Source organism: Microbispora sp. CSR-4 (assembly GCF_008033685.1).
Classification (GTDB): domain Bacteria; phylum Actinomycetota; class Actinomycetes; order Streptosporangiales; family Streptosporangiaceae; genus Microbispora.
Genome location: NZ_VJVX01000010.1, coordinates 105,516 through 122,813 on the forward strand (window position 1 = coordinate 105,516; position 17,298 = coordinate 122,813).

22 protein-coding genes are annotated in these 17,298 nt (G+C 70.4%); 17 read left to right on the forward strand and 5 right to left on the reverse strand.

Features of this window, described 5'->3' with window-relative positions; all coding sequences use genetic code 11:
* A complete protein-coding gene (locus FLV34_RS43235) occupies window positions 1-150 on the reverse strand; it encodes a hypothetical protein (RefSeq protein WP_312845740.1) in 150 nt (49 codons plus the stop codon).
* 311 nt (window positions 151-461) lie between these two features.
* Window positions 462-1,349, reverse strand: coding sequence for an EamA family transporter (locus tag FLV34_RS11015; RefSeq protein ID WP_147943022.1), 888 nt, complete (start codon window positions 1,347-1,349; stop codon window positions 462-464).
* Window positions 1,350-1,550: 201 nt separating this feature from the next.
* Here FLV34_RS11015 and FLV34_RS11020 point away from each other — a divergent pair, with 201 nt between their 5' ends.
* From FLV34_RS11020 to ccsA, 6 genes are all read left to right on the forward strand, one after another.
* Window positions 1,551-2,525, forward strand: coding sequence for a LysR family transcriptional regulator (locus FLV34_RS11020; protein WP_142647951.1), 975 nt, complete (start codon window positions 1,551-1,553; stop codon window positions 2,523-2,525).
* Between the two features lie 12 nt (window positions 2,526-2,537).
* Window positions 2,538-3,278 carry a histidine phosphatase family protein gene (locus FLV34_RS11025; RefSeq protein ID WP_142647952.1) on the forward strand — a complete coding sequence of 247 codons (741 nt, stop codon included), beginning with the start codon at window positions 2,538-2,540 and terminating at the stop codon, window positions 3,276-3,278.
* A gap of 76 nt (window positions 3,279-3,354) precedes the next feature.
* Complete coding sequence (locus FLV34_RS11030) at window positions 3,355-3,972, forward strand: TlpA disulfide reductase family protein (RefSeq protein ID WP_260617268.1); 618 nt, start codon at window positions 3,355-3,357, stop codon at window positions 3,970-3,972.
* A complete protein-coding gene (locus tag FLV34_RS11035; protein WP_142616239.1) occupies window positions 3,965-4,696 on the forward strand; it encodes a cytochrome c biogenesis CcdA family protein in 732 nt (243 codons plus the stop codon). The genes FLV34_RS11030 and FLV34_RS11035 overlap by 8 nt, the downstream gene beginning before the upstream one ends.
* The gene (locus FLV34_RS11040; protein ID WP_147943023.1) at window positions 4,696-6,453 is read left to right on the forward strand and encodes a cytochrome c biogenesis protein ResB; all 1,758 of its coding nucleotides are present in this window, start codon (window positions 4,696-4,698) and stop codon (window positions 6,451-6,453) included. The genes FLV34_RS11035 and FLV34_RS11040 overlap by 1 nt, the downstream gene beginning before the upstream one ends.
* A 3-nt stretch (window positions 6,454-6,456) precedes the next feature.
* Window positions 6,457-7,404, forward strand: a complete 948-nt coding sequence (ccsA, locus tag FLV34_RS11045) for a cytochrome c biogenesis protein CcsA (protein WP_147943024.1) — start codon at window positions 6,457-6,459, stop codon at window positions 7,402-7,404.
* A gap of 45 nt (window positions 7,405-7,449) precedes the next feature.
* Here the strand turns inward: ccsA and FLV34_RS11050 are convergent, their stop codons facing one another.
* Window positions 7,450-7,758: a PLD nuclease N-terminal domain-containing protein gene (locus FLV34_RS11050; RefSeq protein WP_168065948.1), complete on the reverse strand. Its 309-nt coding sequence runs from the start codon at window positions 7,756-7,758 to the stop codon at window positions 7,450-7,452.
* Between the two features lie 125 nt (window positions 7,759-7,883).
* Between FLV34_RS11050 and FLV34_RS11055 the strand changes: the two genes are divergently transcribed.
* Window positions 7,884-8,900: a hypothetical protein gene (locus FLV34_RS11055; RefSeq protein WP_187280603.1), complete on the forward strand. Its 1,017-nt coding sequence runs from the start codon at window positions 7,884-7,886 to the stop codon at window positions 8,898-8,900.
* Window positions 8,901-8,909: 9 nt separating this feature from the next.
* Window positions 8,910-9,146, forward strand: coding sequence for a hypothetical protein (locus tag FLV34_RS11060; RefSeq protein WP_142647956.1), 237 nt, complete (start codon window positions 8,910-8,912; stop codon window positions 9,144-9,146).
* 112 nt (window positions 9,147-9,258) lie between these two features.
* On the opposite strand, the gene FLV34_RS11065 is transcribed toward FLV34_RS11060, so the two are convergent.
* Window positions 9,259-9,480 (reverse strand): BldC family transcriptional regulator, encoded by a 222-nt coding sequence (locus tag FLV34_RS11065; RefSeq protein ID WP_079315524.1) that lies wholly within the window; start codon window positions 9,478-9,480, stop codon window positions 9,259-9,261.
* A 259-nt stretch (window positions 9,481-9,739) separates the two neighbouring features.
* On the opposite strand from FLV34_RS11065, the gene FLV34_RS11070 reads away from it, so the two are divergent.
* Complete coding sequence (locus FLV34_RS11070) at window positions 9,740-9,949, forward strand: DUF4229 domain-containing protein (protein ID WP_142647957.1); 210 nt, start codon at window positions 9,740-9,742, stop codon at window positions 9,947-9,949.
* Here the strand turns inward: FLV34_RS11070 and FLV34_RS11075 are convergent.
* Entirely contained in the window at window positions 9,946-11,193 is a 1,248-nt protein-coding gene (locus FLV34_RS11075; protein ID WP_142647958.1) for a delta-60 repeat domain-containing protein, read from the reverse strand. The genes FLV34_RS11070 and FLV34_RS11075 overlap by 4 nt on opposite strands.
* 101 nt (window positions 11,194-11,294) lie before the next feature.
* On the opposite strand from FLV34_RS11075, the gene FLV34_RS11080 reads away from it, so the two are divergent.
* From FLV34_RS11080 to nuoE, 8 genes are all read left to right on the forward strand, one after another.
* The gene (locus FLV34_RS11080; protein ID WP_147943025.1) at window positions 11,295-12,017 is read left to right on the forward strand and encodes a demethylmenaquinone methyltransferase; all 723 of its coding nucleotides are present in this window, start codon (window positions 11,295-11,297) and stop codon (window positions 12,015-12,017) included.
* A 162-nt stretch (window positions 12,018-12,179) separates the two neighbouring features.
* Entirely contained in the window at window positions 12,180-13,433 is a 1,254-nt protein-coding gene (locus FLV34_RS11085) for a geranylgeranyl reductase family protein (protein ID WP_261985733.1), read from the forward strand.
* Entirely contained in the window at window positions 13,430-13,597 is a 168-nt protein-coding gene (locus FLV34_RS40350; protein ID WP_187280604.1) for a hypothetical protein, read from the forward strand. The genes FLV34_RS11085 and FLV34_RS40350 overlap by 4 nt, the downstream gene beginning before the upstream one ends.
* A gap of 2 nt (window positions 13,598-13,599) precedes the next feature.
* Window positions 13,600-13,959 carry an NADH-quinone oxidoreductase subunit A gene (locus FLV34_RS11090; protein WP_079315519.1) on the forward strand — a complete coding sequence of 120 codons (360 nt, stop codon included), beginning with the start codon at window positions 13,600-13,602 and terminating at the stop codon, window positions 13,957-13,959.
* Window positions 13,960-13,961: 2 nt separating this feature from the next.
* Window positions 13,962-14,513 (forward strand): NADH-quinone oxidoreductase subunit B family protein, encoded by a 552-nt coding sequence (locus FLV34_RS11095; protein WP_079315518.1) that lies wholly within the window; start codon window positions 13,962-13,964, stop codon window positions 14,511-14,513.
* Complete coding sequence (locus tag FLV34_RS11100; RefSeq protein ID WP_142647961.1) at window positions 14,510-15,175, forward strand: NADH-quinone oxidoreductase subunit C; 666 nt, start codon at window positions 14,510-14,512, stop codon at window positions 15,173-15,175. The genes FLV34_RS11095 and FLV34_RS11100 overlap by 4 nt, the downstream gene beginning before the upstream one ends.
* An 88-nt stretch (window positions 15,176-15,263) precedes the next feature.
* The gene (locus tag FLV34_RS11105) at window positions 15,264-16,553 is read left to right on the forward strand and encodes an NADH-quinone oxidoreductase subunit D (RefSeq protein ID WP_221889919.1); all 1,290 of its coding nucleotides are present in this window, start codon (window positions 15,264-15,266) and stop codon (window positions 16,551-16,553) included.
* Window positions 16,550-17,221: an NADH-quinone oxidoreductase subunit NuoE gene (gene nuoE, locus FLV34_RS11110; RefSeq protein WP_142647963.1), complete on the forward strand. Its 672-nt coding sequence runs from the start codon at window positions 16,550-16,552 to the stop codon at window positions 17,219-17,221. The genes FLV34_RS11105 and nuoE overlap by 4 nt, the downstream gene beginning before the upstream one ends.
* Window positions 17,222-17,298 lie beyond the last annotated feature (77 nt).

A 17,298-nucleotide genomic window follows, 5' to 3' on the forward strand; every position in this document is an offset into this window, starting at 1 on the left:
TCACTTCACCAGCTGGTCGAGATCCACCTCGAACGGGAAGGGCACCTGCACCGCCAGGTGCCCGTGGTGGATCCCGGTCGGCGTGTACGCGCCCGTGGCGGGGTCCCGTTCGTACACGTAGACGACGGGACGCCCGTCGCTCTCCTCCACCCGCCAGAAGTGCGGGATGCCCGCCTCGGCGTACCTCAGCCTCCGCGTCGAGCCGCTCTGTGAGGCCGCGGATGAGGCGCTGGTGGAACCGCCGCTGGGGTGAGTTGAAGACGAGTGCTCCGTCGATCAGCTCGACGCGCTCGAAGAAGCCGGGCTCGCCATTCGGGCCCTCCGAAGGCAGACGATCGAGGTCGTCCGCGCGCCACCCCCAGGGCGGCGGCGCCGGCCAGCACTCGAGTGCACGGCTCACGTCGTACGTCTCAGTGTCGTCCACGTCGCTCACCGTAGCCGTATCCGTGCGAGCGCGAGGGTCAGCGGGGGACGGGCACCGGGCGGCTGGTGAGGGCCGTACGGGGGCGTGAGTTGGCGAACAGGAGGCCGGCGAGGATGAGGGCGCCCGCGGCGACGGTGAGGAGGGAGATCGGCTCGCCGGTGAACAGCGCGGCGGAGGCGATGCCGAAGACCGGCACGAGCAGGCTGTACGGCGCGACCACCGAGGCGTCGTAGCGGGCCAGCAGCCATCCCCAGATGGCGAACCCGCCGAGGGTGGACAGGAACGCCGTGTAGAGCACGGCGCCCACACCCTCGGCCGTGAACGACGTCAGCGACGACGGCCCCTCGGTGGCCAGGGCCAGCGCCAGCAGGGGCGGCGCCGAGACCGCGCTCACCCAGACCATGAACCGCAGGGAGTCCGGCGGCGCGGCCTTGCGGGTGGCGACGTTGCCCAGCCCCCACCCTGCCGCCGCGCCGACGCACAGCAGGAACGCGCCGAAGGGGATCGCCCCCGACCTGGCGGCCACATCGGCCGCGATCAGGCCCAGGCCGCAGAAGGCCACCGCCGTGCCGGCGATCCTGCGCCGCCCGAGGCGTTCACCCAGGAGCGCGGTCGCGAACAGCGCGGTGAAGACGGCCTGCACCTGGATGACCAGGGAGGTCAGCCCGGCGGGCATGCCGGCGCGCATGCCGAGCAGCAGCAGGCCGTATTGGGCGACGCCGAGCGTCGCGCCGGTCGCCAGCACCCACCGCCAGGGCGCCCGTGGCCCTCCGGCTATGAGTACGGCGGGGAAGGCGGCCAACAGGAACCGGAGGGCGGCGTACGTCAGCGGCGGATAGTGCTTCAGTCCCGTCTGCATGACGACGAAGTTGAAGCCCCAGATGGCGGCGAGTGCGACGGCGAGAGCCAGGTGGCGGGGGCGCATGGATCAGGGGATCAGCGCGAGGAGGGGCGACGGTCGCGGGTCTGTCGTGCCTGCCGCGCCAGGGTCTCCAGATAGGAGGTCTGCTCGGATCGGAGGGGCTTAGTGAAGAGTCTGTTGAAGATTCGCATGGCTATAGCATCGCATTGCTAAACAGTTGAGCGCAAACAAGTTTTTCTAAGGAGGACGGTTTAGACTGGCTACATGTTGGACCTGAACCGGTTGAAGGCTCTCCACGCCGTCGCGGTCTACGGCTCCGTAGGCGCCGCGGCCGAGGCGCTGATGGTCACCCCTTCGGCGATCTCCCAGCAGCTCGCGAAGCTCGAACGGGAGACCGGGGCCGTCCTGATCGAACGCAACGGGCGCGGGGTGAAGCTCACCGACGCCGCCGGGCTGCTCGCCGAGCACGCCGAGCGCATCCTCGCGCTCGTGGAGACGGCGGAGGCCGATTTCGAGGCGCTGCGCGGGGCGGTGGTCGGCAAGCTGACCATCGCCGCCTTCCCCACCGCGGCCCGGGGCATCGTGCCGCGCGCCCTGACCATGCTCAAGAGGCAGCACCCCGATCTCGACCTGCTGCTCTACGAGAGGGAGCCGGAGCGGCAGATCCGCGAGCTGGCGCGCGGCGACCTCGACCTCGCCGTCCTGCAGGACTGGCTCAACAGGCCGATGGCGCTGCCCGAGGGCCTGTCGCGCACGGCGCTGTTCGACGACGTGGCCGACGTCGTCGTGCCGGCCGACCATCCCCTGGTGAAAGCCGACCATGTGCGGCTGAGCGACCTCGCCGGCGAAAACTGGATCAGCTCGGCCCCCGGCACCGTCTGCCACGACTTCCTGATGTTCCTGCTGCGCTCCGAGGAGCGGGAGCCGCGGATCGTCGCCATGGCCGACGAATACCCCACCCACCTCGCGCTGGTCGCCGAGGGCCACGGTTGCGCGCTCATCCCCCGGCTGGGCCGTGGACCGCTGCCCGAGGGCGTCGCCGTCCTGGCCGTCCAGCCGCCGCCGGTGCGGCGCATCTACGCGGTCTGGAGGTCCGACGCCGCCCGCCGCCCCGCGATCCGCGCCGCCGTCGACGCGCTGCGCTGCTCCGTCGACGCGCTGAACATCTCTGCCGCCGACGCGCCGCGCCCTGCCACCGACGCGCCGCGCCCGGCGTCCGCGGAGCTGCCCGGCGGGTAGGCTGTCCAGGTCATGACAGAGATGACCATCGTTCACCTGCTCCGGCACGGTGAGGTTCACAATCCCCGTGGGGTCCTGTACGGCAGGCTGCCCGGCTACCACCTGTCCGAGACCGGCCGCAGGATGGCCGAGGTGGTCGCCAAGGCCGTCGAGGGCAGGGACATCGTCGCGCTGTGGAGCTCGCCCATGGAGCGCGCCCAGGAGACCGCGGCGCCGTCCGCCCGGGCCCTGGGCCTGGAGGTGGCGATCGACGAGCGGCTGATCGAGGCGGGCAACGTCTTCGAGGGCCTGCGGATGGCCGGGAGCGACAACGTCTTCCGCGACCTTCGCTCCTACCGCCACTTCAGGAACCCGTTCCGTCCGTCGTGGGGCGAGCCGTACACCGAGGTCGTGGCGCGCATGAAGGCGGTCATCGACGACGCGCGGGCGGCGGCGCGCGGCCACGAGGCACTGCTCGTCAGCCACCAGCTGCCCATCTGGATCATCCGGCTGGCGGCCGAGGGCAGGCGGCTGTGGCACGACCCCCGCCGCCGTCAGTGCGCGCTCGCCAGCCTCACCAGCCTGACCTTCGAGGGCGACCGGCTCATGAGCGTCGGCTACAGCGAGCCCGCCGGGGCGCTGCTGCGGGCCGGTGCGCCGCCGCAGGGCGAGGCGGCGCTGTTCGACAAGGCCGACGAGGTGCTTCCCGAGGCCCTTCAGGCGGGCTCGGAGGACGAGGAGACCCCCGGATCGCGATCCGTCCCCGGTGTGTGACCCGGAGAACGAGGCACCCGTGGCGCTCGGTAGGCTTACAGCTCTACCGGTTGTAGTACAAGGAGATCCTCCTCCCGTGTCCGCCAAGCGCCTGCCAGCCAACAGCGTGACCGCCGGCCGCGCCACCGCCAAGCGCCTGACGGCGCTCGTCGCCGCGGCCGTGGCGGCGACGGCCCTCGCCGGGTGCGCGGGCGGCCAGGCCGCCCAGCCCCGCTCCGGCGACACGCGCTTCATCCCGGGGGACGGCCGCGTCGAGTTCTTCGACGCCGCGCAGCGTCACAAGGCGCCCGTGATCGAGGGGCAGACCCTCGACGGCGGCACCGCCACGCTGGCCGCGGGCAAGGTCCACGTGCTGAACTTCTGGGCCTCCTGGTGCGCACCCTGCCGCGCCGAGGCCCCCGTGCTCAAGGACATCGCGGCGAGCACCAAGTCCAAGGGCGTGGATTTCCTCGGCGTCAACTTCAAGGACCTCAAGGCGTCCGCCCAGGCGTACGACCGCTCGGTCGAGCCCGGCTATCCGAGCATCTACGACCAGAGCGGCAAGGTGCTGCTGCAGTTCCAGGGCACGGTGCCGCCCGCCGCCATCCCCTCCACGCTGATCATCGACGCGCAGGGCCGCATCGCCGCCCGCGCGCTCGGTGCGGTCAAGTACGACGACCTGCTCAAGGCCGTCACCAAGGTGACCGATGAGTGACATCGGCAGCACGGTCGCGACCGGGTCGCTGCTGCTGGCCGCGCCGATCGCGGCGGCGGCCGGGCTCGTGTCGTTCGTCTCGCCGTGCGTGCTGCCGCTGGTGCCCGGCTACCTGTCGTACGTCACGGGCATGAGCGGCGACCCGAAGCGGAGCCGGATGGTGCTCGGCAGCGCGCTCTTCGTGCTCGGGTTCGCGGCCGTGTTCGTGCTCGGAGGCGCGCTGTTCGGCAGCCTCGGCGCGGCGCTGCACGGCAACGCCGACGTGATCACCAGGGTCCTCGGCGTGGTGACGATCGTCCTCGGGCTGGCCTTCGTGGGGATCGTTCCCGGCCTCCAGCGTGACGTGCGCATCCATCGGCTGCCTGCGGCCGGGATCGCGACGGCCCCGCTGCTCGGGGTCGTCTTCGGCCTCGGCTGGACGCCGTGCATCGGCCCGACGCTGGCGGTGGTGATGACGCTCTCGGTGAACCAGGGCAGCGCGCTGCGCGGCGCCGCCCTCGCCTTCGCGTACGCCCTGGGCCTCGGCCTGCCGTTCGTGGTGGCGGGGCTGGCCTACCGCAAGGCGCTCCACACGTTCAAGGCGGTCCGCCGCCACACCCCGCTGATCACCAAGGTGGGCGGTGCGATGCTCGTGGCCGTCGGCGTGCTGCTCGTGACCGGGCAGTGGTCGGAGATCATCGCCCACCTGCAGGTGTGGGTCGGCGGCTTCAGGCCGGTGATCTGATGAGCGCCCCCGACGACCTCGCCTCCGCCGTGCACGACGAGACCGTGCACGACGAGACCGTACGCGACGAGACCGTGCACGACGAGACCGCGGTGGAGGCCCGGCAGAAGGAGACGCGGGAGCGGGCCAGGCCCGCCGGCCTGGGCCCCGTCGGCTGGATGCGCTGGGCCTGGCGCACGCTCACCTCGATGCGCACGGCCCTGATCCTGCTGTTCCTGTTCGCGCTCGGCTCGGTGCCCGGGTCCATCTATCCGCAGCGCGGCGTCGACCCGAGCAGGGTCGCGGAGTATTTCAAGGACAACCCGACCCAGGCCAAGTGGCTCGACCGGTTCTGGCTGTTCGACGTCTTCAGCTCGCCCTGGTTCGCCGCGATCTACCTGCTGCTGTTCATCTCGCTGGCCGGCTGCGTGTTCCCGCGCGCGCTGACGCATCTCAAGGAGATCCGGCGCCGTCCGCCCGCCGCGCCGCGCAACCTCCTGCGCCTGCCGCACAGCGAGGCGTTCGAGGGCGGGCTCACCCTGGAGCAGGCCGCCGCCGCGCTCCGGCGCAGGCGCTTCCGGGTGGTCACCGGCGACGGCTGGGTGTCGGCGGAGAAGGGCTACCTCCGCGAGACCGGCAACCTCCTGTTCCACGTCGCGCTGCTCGCGCTGCTGTTCGCCATCGGCGCCGGAGGCCTGTTCGGCTACCGCGGCAACGTGCTGGTCGTGGAGGGCGACGGCTTCTCCAACGCCGTCGCGGCCTACGACCGTTTCATGCCCGGCAGCCGGGTCACCGCCGAGTCGCTGGAGCCGTTCTCCTTCACCCTCAAGGACTTCCAGGCGAGCTACGTGGCCGCCGGGGAGAAGCAGGGCCAGCCGCTCGACTACCTCGCCAAGCTGAGCGTGCAGGACTCGCCGACGTCCCGCCCGCGTGACGTGGACCTCAAGGTCAACGACCCCCTGGACGTGTACGGCACGCTGACCTACCTGATCGGGCACGGCTACGCCCCCACGTTCCGGGTGACCGACGGCAAGGGCCAGGTGGCCTACGACGGCCCGGTGCCGTGCCTGGCCGACGACCAGGCCACGTACACGTCCGAGTGCGTGATCAAGGTGCCGGACGCCCAGCCGACCCAGCTCGGGTTCCTGGTGCGCTTCCTGCCCACGACCGTGCCGAACGGCAACGCCTGGGTGTCGGTCTTCCCCGGCGCCGCCAACCCCACGGTGCAGATCTTCCCGTTCGGCGGCGACCTCGGCCTGAAGTCGGGGCAGCCACAGTCGGTGTATCAGCTCGACACCACGAACCTGAAGCCGCTCGGCACGATGTCGGCCCAGCCGACCCCGCTCAACGTGGGCGAGACCAAGGAGCTCGCCGACGGTGCCGGGAAGATCCAGTTCACCGGCGTCAAGGAGTGGATCAGCCTCCAGATCACCTACGACCCGGGCCGGGAGCCCGCCCTGCTCGCGGCCGCCGCCGCGGTGATCGGGCTCGTGCTGTCCCTCACGATCCGCCGCCGCCGCGTCTGGGTGCGGGTGAAGGACGGCAAGGTCACGGTCGGAGGACTGACCCGCACCGAAGGCGGCGGCGCGGCCTTCGCCGAGGAGTTCGCCCAGATCGTCACCGCCCTGCGCGGCGACCAGCCCGCCCATGACCAGGGTGGTGATCCGTCCACCGGTGACCGGGGCGGCGAGCCGGACGAGCCCGCAGGCACCGGGCACGTCGCGCCGGACGCGCCCACCGGAAACGCTGCGCCGGGCGCCCGCCCGGACGAGGAGTGAGTGATGCCCGCCGATGTCAATGAGAGTCTGGCCACGCTGAGCGACCAGCTCATCCTGGTCACCGTCCTGCTGTATCTCGGCGCGATGATCTGCTTCGCGCTGGATCTCGCCTTCGGCCGGACCCGTACGGTCGTGGCCGAACGCCGGCGTCAGCTCGTCGGCGCGGGCGGCCCCGCCCTGCCCGAGGAGACGACGGAGGCGGCGGGCCCGCAGCCGGCCGCGTGGGCGGTCCGCGCGGGATCGTTCGCCGTGGTCCTCACCTGGATCGCGTGGGCCGGCCACCTCGCCGGCATCCTCACCCGCGGCATCGCCGTCGACCGCTGGCCGTGGGCCAACATGTACGAGTTCGTGGTGGCCATCTGCTTCGCCGCCGTCACCGCGTTCCTCGTGCTGCTGATCCGCCAGCCGATCCGCTTCCTCGGCGCGTTCGTGACCGTGACCTCGGCGCTCGGGCTGGGCTTCGCGGTGCTGTTCCTGCACGTCCAGGCGGGTCCGGTGATGCCCGCGCTGCACTCGTACTGGATCGCGATCCACGTCACGGCGGCGATCGTGGCCAGCGGGCTGTTCATCCTGGCGGGCGTCTGCGCGATCCTCTACCTGATCCGCAGGGACGGGCGGCCGTCGGTGCTGCCGAGCAGGGAGAGCCTGGAGCGCGTCGCGCACCGCGCGATCGTCATCTCGTTCCCGATCTGGACCTTCGCCGTCATCGCCGGCGCGCTGTGGGCCGACCGGGCCTGGGGCCGCTACTGGGGCTGGGACCCCAAGGAGGTGTGGGCGTTCGTCACGTGGGTCGTCTACGCCGCCTACCTCCACGCCCGGGCGACGGCCGGGTGGCGCGGCAAGGCCGCGATGATCGTCTCGCTGGTCGCCTTCGGCTGCCTGCTGTTCAACCTCGTCGGCGTGAACATCTTCTTCTCGGGACTGCACTCCTACGCCGACGTGCCCAACTGAGACGGGCGGCGCCCGGGGGAGGAGCGGCGTCTGGGGGAGGGGGACTCAGTCCTCGTCGCGCAGGCGCCGCTCAAGGCTGCGCAGGAACTCGGGGTCGTCGTCGGGGCCGCGGGGCGCCTCGCCGCTGTGGGGCCGCTCCCACTGGCCTCCGCCGGCCGCGTACATGGCGTAGCGGGCACGGGGGCGGCCCACGAGGAGCCAGGTCAGCGCGCCGACATCCGCCAGGAAGACCACGATGAGGACCCACATGAACTTGGGGAGGTTGCGGACGTCCTCCTCGGGGGTCGTGATCACGTCGAACAGGCAGTAAAGCCAGAGGGCAAGCAGCGCCAGGCCGATAATCACGCTAGGCATGCCCACACGGTAAGCCATACCGGCGACTGATCGTGTCGGCCTTTGGGGTGACGAGGACAGCCCGGCATCGTACGGTGGACCGGTACACGGCATGCCGGGAACGCGGAGCCTGACAGAGGGGTGCGATGGCGGAGCCGGGCGACAGGGGCCGCCACCGGCGGGGGGCGCGGGGGTGGCAGCGGGGGCCCTACTGGTCCTCCCCCCGCCGTGGTGACCTTCCGGAACGCCCCGCCGACCGGGTCTCCGACCGAGCCGCCGACCGTACGGCGGAGTGGCCCCAGGCCCGCCGCGCCCCGTGGGAGGCCCCGTGGGAGACGCAGCGGGAAACGCAGCGGGAGACGCCGTGGGAGGCCCAGCGAGACACCGCGTGGGGCGCCGACTGGCCCGACTGGCCCGGCTGGCCGCCGGAGCGTCCGGTCGAGCGGGTCGGCACCGTGACGGCGCCGGTGGCGGACGACCGGCCGCAGTACGTCTGGCAGGACTTCGAGCTCGACGACCTCCCGACGCGGGCCGCGCCCCACCCTCCCGACGCGCCCGACCTGCGGGACGGCAGGCGGCACTGCGGGCCGCTTGAGCGCATCCTGCACCGCGAGTGGGACGCCGCCGAAGGACCGCCCTCGGCCGACGCCGTACGGGCCGTGGACAGCCTGGCGCGCCTGCCCGAGCAGCTCAAGACCAAGCTCGCCATCGGGCTCGAAGGCATCTACGTCGGGCGCGGCGGGGTGCCCGACCTGGACGACATGGGCTACCTGCGCGGCGCGCCGCTGCCGTCGGGACGGGCCACCTGGGACATCTGCGCCGGCGCGTACGGCGACCGCAAGATCGTGGTGGGGGACCGGCCGTCGCCCACGCCCGACGTGATGATGCACGAAGTCGGACATGCGCTGGACGACGTGGACTCCGGTCCGGGAGAGTGGGTCTCGGACTCTCCCGAGTTCGTGGCGCTCTACGAGGAGTGCCTGCCGCTGTTCGCGTCGTCGTTCCACCGGCAGCCCGGCGGCCTGGGGCGCAAGGAGTTCTTCGCCGACGCGTTCGCGGCGATCGCGTCCCGGCAGCGTCCGGCCCTTGTCGACATGCTGGGGGGCGACACGAGGACCGCCCTCAACGTCATGCTCTTCTTCAACCGGCGTTACGGAATCTAGGTGATTCGGATGTACGTGATCCGGCTCGGGGACGGCACGCTGCGCGTGCCCAGGTCGCTCACCACCGATGACGGGCGCCTCATCGGCAACGCGTACGTCGAGGTCGCGCCGGGAGAGCCGGACTACGAACGCTGGCTGGCGGAGTCGATCACCGAAGAAGAGGACGCCGAGCGGCGACGCCGCTGGCGTGAGGGTGACGAGGCGCTTGAGCAGGCGTTCCTGGCCTTCAAGGCGGAGCAGGACTGACGATCCCGGCAAGGGAGCAGGACAAGCCGGGACGCAGACTCGACATGGGGCTGACTCCGGTGACCCTGCGGCGTCCGGGTAGCGCGCAGGATCACCTGGTGCTGGTACTGCGTCAGACTCGCGGGGAGTCGCCGTTCGGCCGTTCGGCCGTGAGGACGTCCTCACCACGAAGGAGGGCGTGCACTTCCGATTCACGGAACCGCCTGTGCCCCCCGGGGGTACGGATGCTGCTGATGCGCCCGGCCGCGGCCCAACGGGTCACGGTCTTCGGGTCGACCCTGAAGAGAGCGGCAACCTCTCCAGGAGTCAGCAGTCGCTCGCTGCTACTCTCCACAATCTCTCCCCCTCGCGTCCCGCGTCCTGCAGCGGGCGGACAGGTAACCAGTGTGCCGAGCGAAGCCTGATTTATCCGTGGTTTTCGGAGAAGATCACGGGTTGTTACCGGCTCAGTGCCCGATTGTTATATGATAGAGCCTCTTTGGGGCGCTCATGGGTGTTTCTTTACAAAAGCGCCTTGTTGTGAACACTAGCAGTGCCCGCAGCAGATGCGAAGAGAGACCGGCGCGTCGTGAGAGTGACGTAACCTCGACGCTGTGCATCCGGTTGTCGTTTACACCCTTTCGCGCCTCGGCCTGTTCGCCGTGGCCCTCGGCGTCCTGTATCTCGTCGGCCTGCGGTCGCTCCCTCTGCTCCTGCTCGCGGTCCTGGTCAGCGGCCTGGCCAGCTACGTGCTGCTGACCAAACAGCGCGACGCGGTGAGCGAGCGCATCGCCGCGAAACGGCGGGAGACGGGGAAGAACTAGGTCGCCGGGAACATGCCGACGCGGGCATGGTACTCATGCCCGAGCTCCGTCGTGTCGCTTCCCACCAAAAGACCTGTCTTTACGGTCAGGAAGGCCTTTACCCCGATTCCCCTTTCCCGCGTGGGGTTCCAGCGCAGCGCCTTGCCCGTGACGGGGTGGATGGCCCCGATGCCGGGCCTGCTGACCGCCCCCGGGCCCGCCGTGTCGGCGCCCTTCGGGTTGTCCAGCCAGCGTTGGTGTCCGCCCACGTAGACGGCGGATCCCGTGACCGCGACCGCGTAGAGGGAGTCCCCTCCGGTCAGGTTCACCCAGGTCGGACGGATCGCCTCGCCCTTCGCGTACGTCTCGAACCTCGCGGCGGAGTCGCACAGCTTCGTGGTGCCGCGCGCCGGCCCGCCCGTGGTGACGACCACGAAGTAGCGCCCGTCCGGAGACAGGTCGAGCCCCCGCACGTACGACGGGAAGTCCGCCTTGCACGCCGGGGCGTACGCCTCGGTGCGCCAGTCGGCCACCCGTCCGGTCGTGAGATCGATCACGCCGAGCTGCGGGCGGCGCAGGCCGTCGAGCGTGGAGAACCTGCCGTCCACCACTAAGCGGTCGCGGACGGCCGCCATCGCGTAGATCCGGGGATCGCCGCGGCGCCCGTCGCCGGGTGTGACGGTGAACGTGGGGTCCACCTCGCCGGTCTCGGCGTTCACACGGGCCAGCGCGGTGCGCGGGCTGCGGCCGATCCTGCTGAAGTCGCCGCCGACGTAGAGCGCGTCGCCCAGCCGTACGAGGCTGGTGACCTTCCCGCCGTAGGCGGGGGCGGAGAACTCCTCGACGGGATCGCCGTCCGCCACGTGGAGGCGGACCAGGGCCCGTTCGGGAGCGCCGAACCCGCCGCCCACGTAGACCGTGTTGTCCGGGCCGGCGGCCAGCGCGGCCACCGGCCCGTCGAGGTCCGGCGCGAAGCCGCGCAGGACGCGCCCGGTGTAGAGGTCGAACGCGAAGATGTTGGCCCGCGGCAGGTCCTCCCCGCCCTTGGCCTCGCGGACCTTGGTGAACTCGCCGCCGACGATGACGGTGCGGCCGACCAGCGCGAACGCGTTGACGATGCCGTCCAGCACGTGCGGGGTGGTGTTGACCGGGTTCTCCGAGACCACGCGGGGCTGCGGCGTCCCCGCGGACGCCGGGACGGTGGGGAAGACCGCGGCGCAGGTGACGAGCGATGCGACTGGGAGCAGTGCGGTGGTGACGCGCATTCCTCAATTTCTAGCAGACGTAGCGTAATCGATGAACTACGTTCCGCTCATCCGGTGGCGGCGGTGAGGGGTCACGCCCCTCGCGGCCTAGGCTTTGGAGCATGACGCGCGCATCGCTGGACAAGCAGCCGCACGAGGTCGCCGCGATGTTCGATCGCACGGCCCGGCGCTACGACCTGGTCAACGACGTCCTCTCGCTCGGCCAGGACCGCCTGTGGCGGAAAGCCACCGCGGCGGCGATCGACGCCGGGCCCGGCGAGCTGGTCCTCGACCTCGCCGCGGGCACCGGCACCTCGACCGACGCGTTCACCGCGCTCGGGGCGCGGGCGATCGCGTGCGACTTCTCGCTGGGCATGCTCCGCACCGGCGTCGAGCGGCGCGGCGGCTCCGGCCTGTACGGCGGGGGCGTGCGCGGGGTGACGTTCGTCGCGGGCGACGCGCTGCGCCTGCCGTTCCGCGACGAGACGTTCGACGCGGTGACGATCTCCTTCGGCCTGCGCAACGTGGCCGACACCGCGCAGGCGCTGGGCGAGATGCTGCGGGTGACCCGCCCGGGCGGCAGGCTGGTGATCTGCGAGTTCTCCCGGCCGACGCCGAAGTCGTTCGACCTGGTCTACTCGCAGTATCTGATGAAGCTGCTGCCGCCGGTGGCCCGCATGGTCAGCTCGAACCCCGAGTCCTACGAGTACCTCTCCGAGTCGATCCAGGCCTGGCCCGGCCAGGAGGCGCTGGCGGCGATCATCCAGGAGGCCGGCTGGCGGAAGGTGGCCTGGCGCAACCTCACGCTCGGCATCGTGGCCCTGCATCGGGCGGTCAAAGCGTAATGAGGGGGGCTTGGCCATACCCCTCTGACGCTGGGCGCCGGGAAGGGGTTAGACTGCGGCGCGACAGTTTGTGAAGTTGTTCACAAAGGCACGAAGGTCTAAACCAATTCGAGGCCTTCCTTCCCTGGAACGGATAGGTCCCCCGTGAGCGAGCAAGCCCGCGTGACGCGGACAGATGTCGACGCCGACGTCATCGTCGTCGGTGCGGGTCCCGCGGGTGCGACGACGGCTTTCCATCTCGCCCGCGCCGGTCTTGACGTGCTGCTTCTCGAGAAGACGCGCTTCCCGCGCGAGAAGGTCTGCGGTGACGGGCTGACCCCGCGGGCGGTCAAGGAACTCGTCGCCATGGGCGTCGACATCGACGCGCCCGGCTGGGCCAGGAACAAGGGGCTGCGCGTCTACGGCGGCGGCGTGCGGCTCGAACTCGACTGGCCCGAGCTGTCGAGTTACCCCGACTTCGGCCTCGTCCGCACCCGCGCCGACTTCGACCAGATCCTCGCCAGGCACGCCGAGGCCGCCGGCGTACGGCTGCGCGAGGGCGTGAACGTTTCAGGCCCGCTGCTCGACGAGCGCAGCGGCCACGTCGTGGGCGTGACGGCCAAGGCGGACGGCGAGGAGGTGTCCTACCGCTCGCGGCTCGTGGTGGCGGCCGACGGCAACTCGACCCGGCTGTCGCTCGCGATGGGCCTGCACAAGCGCGAGGACCGCCCGATGGGCGTGGCGGTGCGCACCTACTACAAGAGCCCCCGCCACGACGACGACTACCTGGAGACGTGGCTCGAACTGTGGGACGGCGACCGGCTGCTCCCCGGTTACGGCTGGATCTTCCCCGTCGGCGACGGCACCTCGAACGTCGGTCTCGGCCTGCTGAACACCAGCGAGGCGTTCAAGAACATCGACTACCGCGACCTGCTGCGGCGCTGGATGAAGAACACTCCCGAGGAGTGGGGCTTCACCGAGGAGAACATGACGGGCCCGATCAGGGGCGCGGCGCTGCCGATGGGCTTCAACCGGCAGCCGCACTACACCCGCGGGCTGGTGCTGGTGGGCGACGCCGGCGGGGCGATCAACCCGGTCAACGGCGAGGGCATCGCGTACGCCATGGAGACCGGCAGGACCGCCGCCGAGGTGATCGTCCAGGCGCTGTCCCGGCCGACGCCCGCCCAGCGTGAGCGCGTATTACTCGCCTATCCGCGTATCCTCAAAGACGCCCATGGGGGATACTTCACCCTCGGTCGCCTGTTCGTCGAGGCGATCGGGAGGCCGGGAGTGATGAGCTTCGCCACCCGGCACGGGATGCCGCACCCCACCCTGATGAGATTCGCCTTCAAGTTGCTCGCTAATCTCACAGACCGGCGGGGCGACGTCTCCGACCGGATAATCAACGCCCTGTCGAAGGTGGCTCCGCCATCATGACCGAAGCCAGCATGACGCGAACCCGTATGACGCGAACCCGCATGACCGAGACCCACGAGACGACGCGCACATCGCCGCCGGCCCCGAAGACGGCCATGCGGCCCGCCGCGCTCTCCGGCATTGTCGTGATCGCCAATATTCACCGAGTAAGCGAGGACATGTAGCCATGGAGCTGTATGTGCCGATCGTGGTGCTCGCGGTCCTCGCGGCGGGATTCGCCGTGTTCTCCGTGAGCATCGCGCCCTTCACCGGGCCGAAGCGCTGGAACCGCGCGAAACTGGATGCCTACGAGTGCGGCATCGAGCCCACTCCGCAGCCGGTCGGCGGCGGCCGCTTCCCGCTGAAGTACATGATCACCGCGATGCTGTTCATCGTGTTCGACATCGAGATCATCTTCCTCTATCCGTGGGCGGTGGCCTTCGACAAACTCGGCGTGTTCGGGCTCGTCGAGATGGTGCTGTTCATCGTCACCGTTCTCGTGGCGTACGCCTATGTGTGGCGGCGTCGCGGCCTCGATTGGGATTAGCCATGGGTCTTGAAGAGAAACTCCCGAGCGGGTTCGTCCTCACCACCGTCGAGCAGGTGGCCGGGTGGGCCCGGAAGAACTCCGTCTGGCCTGCGACCTTCGGCCTCGCCTGCTGCGCCATCGAGCTGATGGCCACCGGTGGCCCGAAGCACGACCTGGCTCGTTTCGGCATGGAGCGTGCCTCCGCGTCGCCGCGGCAGGCGGACCTGATGATCGTGGCCGGCCGGCTGTCGCAGAAGATGGCGCCGGTCCTCCGCCAGATCTACGACCAGATGGCCGAGCCCAAGTGGGTCATCGCGATGGGCGTGTGCGCGTCCAGCGGCGGCATGTTCAACAACTACGCCATCGTGCAGGGCGTGGACCACGTGGTGCCGGTCGACATCTACCTGCCCGGCTGCCCGCCGCGCCCGGAGATGCTGATCGACGCCATCGTGAAGCTGCACGACAAGATCCAGAACATGAAGTTCGGCGCGCACCGCGAGAAGCAGATCGAGGAGCTGGAGCTCCAGGCGCTGCGCACGCTGCCGCTGATCGACCAGGGGGCCGGGAAGTGACCACCGAGAACCTGCCCGGGCTGCCCGAGGAGCCCGTCGCCCGCAAGGGCATGTTCGGCGTCAAGGACAGCGGCGACACCTCCGGTTACAACCGCCTCGTCGTCCGCCGTCCGCCGAAGCTGTCCAGCAGCCGGCCGTACGGGTCGTACTTCGACGACGTGGCCGACGCGCTGGAGCCGGCCTTCGCCGACGCCATCGAGCGCGTGGTCGTCGACCGCGGTGAGATCACCTTCCACGTTCGGCGCGAGCGCCTGACCGAGGTGATGCGGCACCTGCGCGACGACGCCGCGCTGCGGTTCGAGCTGTCGCTGGGCGTCTCGGGCGTGCACTACCCCGAGGAGACCGGTGCGGAGCTGCACGCCGTCTACCACCTGTGCTCCATCACGCACAACCGGCGCATCCGGGTGGAGGTCTCCTGCCCCGACGCCGACCCGCACATCCCCTCCACGGTTCAGGTCTACCCCACGCACGACTGGCACGAGCGCGAGACGTACGACTTCTTCGGAATCGTCTTCGACGGCCACCCGGCGCTGACCCGGATCGAGATGCCGGACGACTGGGAGGGGCACCCCCAGCGCAAGGACTACCCGCTCGGCGGAATCCCGGTGGAATACCGCGGCGCCGAGGTCCCCGCGCCGGACCGGAGGAGGTCGTACTCGTGAGCATCCGCGGCGACCTGCACGAGTGGACGAGGGCAGCGAGGAGAGCGTCGTGAGCACCACCGAGACCGCCACCGAGACTCAGGGCCGGATCTACGACGTCGCCGGTCAGGACTGGGACGAGCTGGTCAAGACCGTCAGCGAGTCGGCCGACGAGCGCCTGGTCGTCAACATGGGCCCGCAGCACCCGTCGACCCACGGCGTGCTCCGGCTCGTGCTGACCCTCGACGGCGAGACCGTGACCGAGGCCCGCACGGTGATCGGCTACCTGCACACCGGCATCGAGAAGAACATGGAGTTCCGGACGTGGACCCAGGGGGTCACGTTCGTCACCCGCATGGACTATCTCGCGCCGATCTTCAACGAGACCGCCTACTGCATGGGCGTCGAGAAGCTTCTGGGGATCACCGACAGGATCCCGGACCGGGCGCAGGCCATCCGGGTCCTGACGATGGAGCTCACCCGGATCTCCTCGCACCTGGTCGCGATCGCGACGTTCGGCATGGAGCTGGGCGCGACCACGCCGATGCTGTTCGGCTTCCGCGAGCGCGAGATGGTGCTCGACCTGATGGAGTACATCACCGGTCTGCGGATGAACATGGCGTACGTCCGGCCGGGCGGCGTCAGCGTCGACCTGCCGGCCGGCGCGGTCGACAAGATCGGTGAGTTCCTCAAGATCATGCCGGGGCGGATCAAGGAGATGCGCAAGCTCCTCGACGCCAACCCGGTCTACACCCGGCGCACCAAGGACGTGGCCTACCTCGACCTGACCGGCTGCATGGCGCTCGGCGTCACCGGGCCCATGCTCCGCGCCGCCGGCCTGCCGTGGGACCTGCGCAAGTCGCAGCCCTACTGCGGCTACGAGACGTACGAGTTCGACGTGCCGACGCAGAACACCTGCGACGTGTACGGCCGCTACCTCGTCCGCATGGCCGAGATGGAGGAGTCCCTCAAGATCATCGAGCAGGCGCTCGACCGGCTGTCCGGCCCGCTCAAGGGCGGCCCGGTGATGATCGAGGACAAGAAGATCGGCTGGCCGTCGCAGCTCGCGCTCGGCCCCGACGGCCTCGGCAACTCCCCCGACCACATCGCCCACATCATGGGCAGCTCGATGGAGGCCCTGATCCACCACTTCAAGCTGGTGACCGAGGGCTTCCGGGTGCCGGCGGGGCAGGCGTACGCCTCGGTCGAGTCGCCGCGCGGCGAGCTCGGCGCGCACGTGGTCAGCGACGGCGGCACCCGGCCCTACCGGGTCCACTTCCGCGACCCGTCGTTCACGAACCTGCAGGCGGTGCCCGCGACGTGCGAGGGCGGCATGGTCGCCGACGTCATCTCCGCGGTCGCCTCGATCGACCCGGTCATGGGAGGTGTGGACCGATGACGTACTCGCCTGAGGTCCGTGAGCGTCTGGAGACGGACGCCAAGGAGATCATCGGCCGCTACCCCCGGCCGCGTTCGGCTCTGCTGCCGCTGCTGCACCTGGTGCAGTCGGTGGACGGCTACGTCTCCGATGACGGCCAGGAGTTCTGCGCCGAGATGCTGGGCCTGTCCAAGGCCGAGGTCGTCGGCGTGGCGACCTTCTACACCATGTACAAGCGCGAGCCGGCCGGCGAGTACAACGTCGGCGTCTGCATCAACACGCTGTGCGCGGTCATGGGCGGCGACCAGATCTGGGAAGAGCTCAGCGAGCACGTGGGCGTCGGACACGACGAGACCACCGCCGACGGCAAGATCACGCTGGAGCGGCTGGAGTGCAACGCCGCCTGCGACTTCGCGCCGGTCATGATGGTCAACTGGGAGTTCTTCGACAACCAGACCCCGGAGTCGGCCAAGCAGCTCGTCGACGACCTGCGCGCGGGCAAGGAGGTCGCGCCCACGCGCGGCCCGCGCCGGCTGTGCACGTTCAAGGAGGCCTCCCGGGTCCTCGCCGGGCTGCCCGACGGCCAGGCCGGTGACGGCCCGTCGGCCGCGGGCCCGTCGCTGGAGGGCCTGAAGATCGCCAAGGCCAACGGCTGGGAGGCCCCCAAGGCCGAGGGGAGCACGGAATGACCACGCGGAGAGAACCCGGCGCAGTGAGCGGAGCGGTCCGCGAGGCACGAGCGGCCCGCGCAGCGAACGAGGAGCGG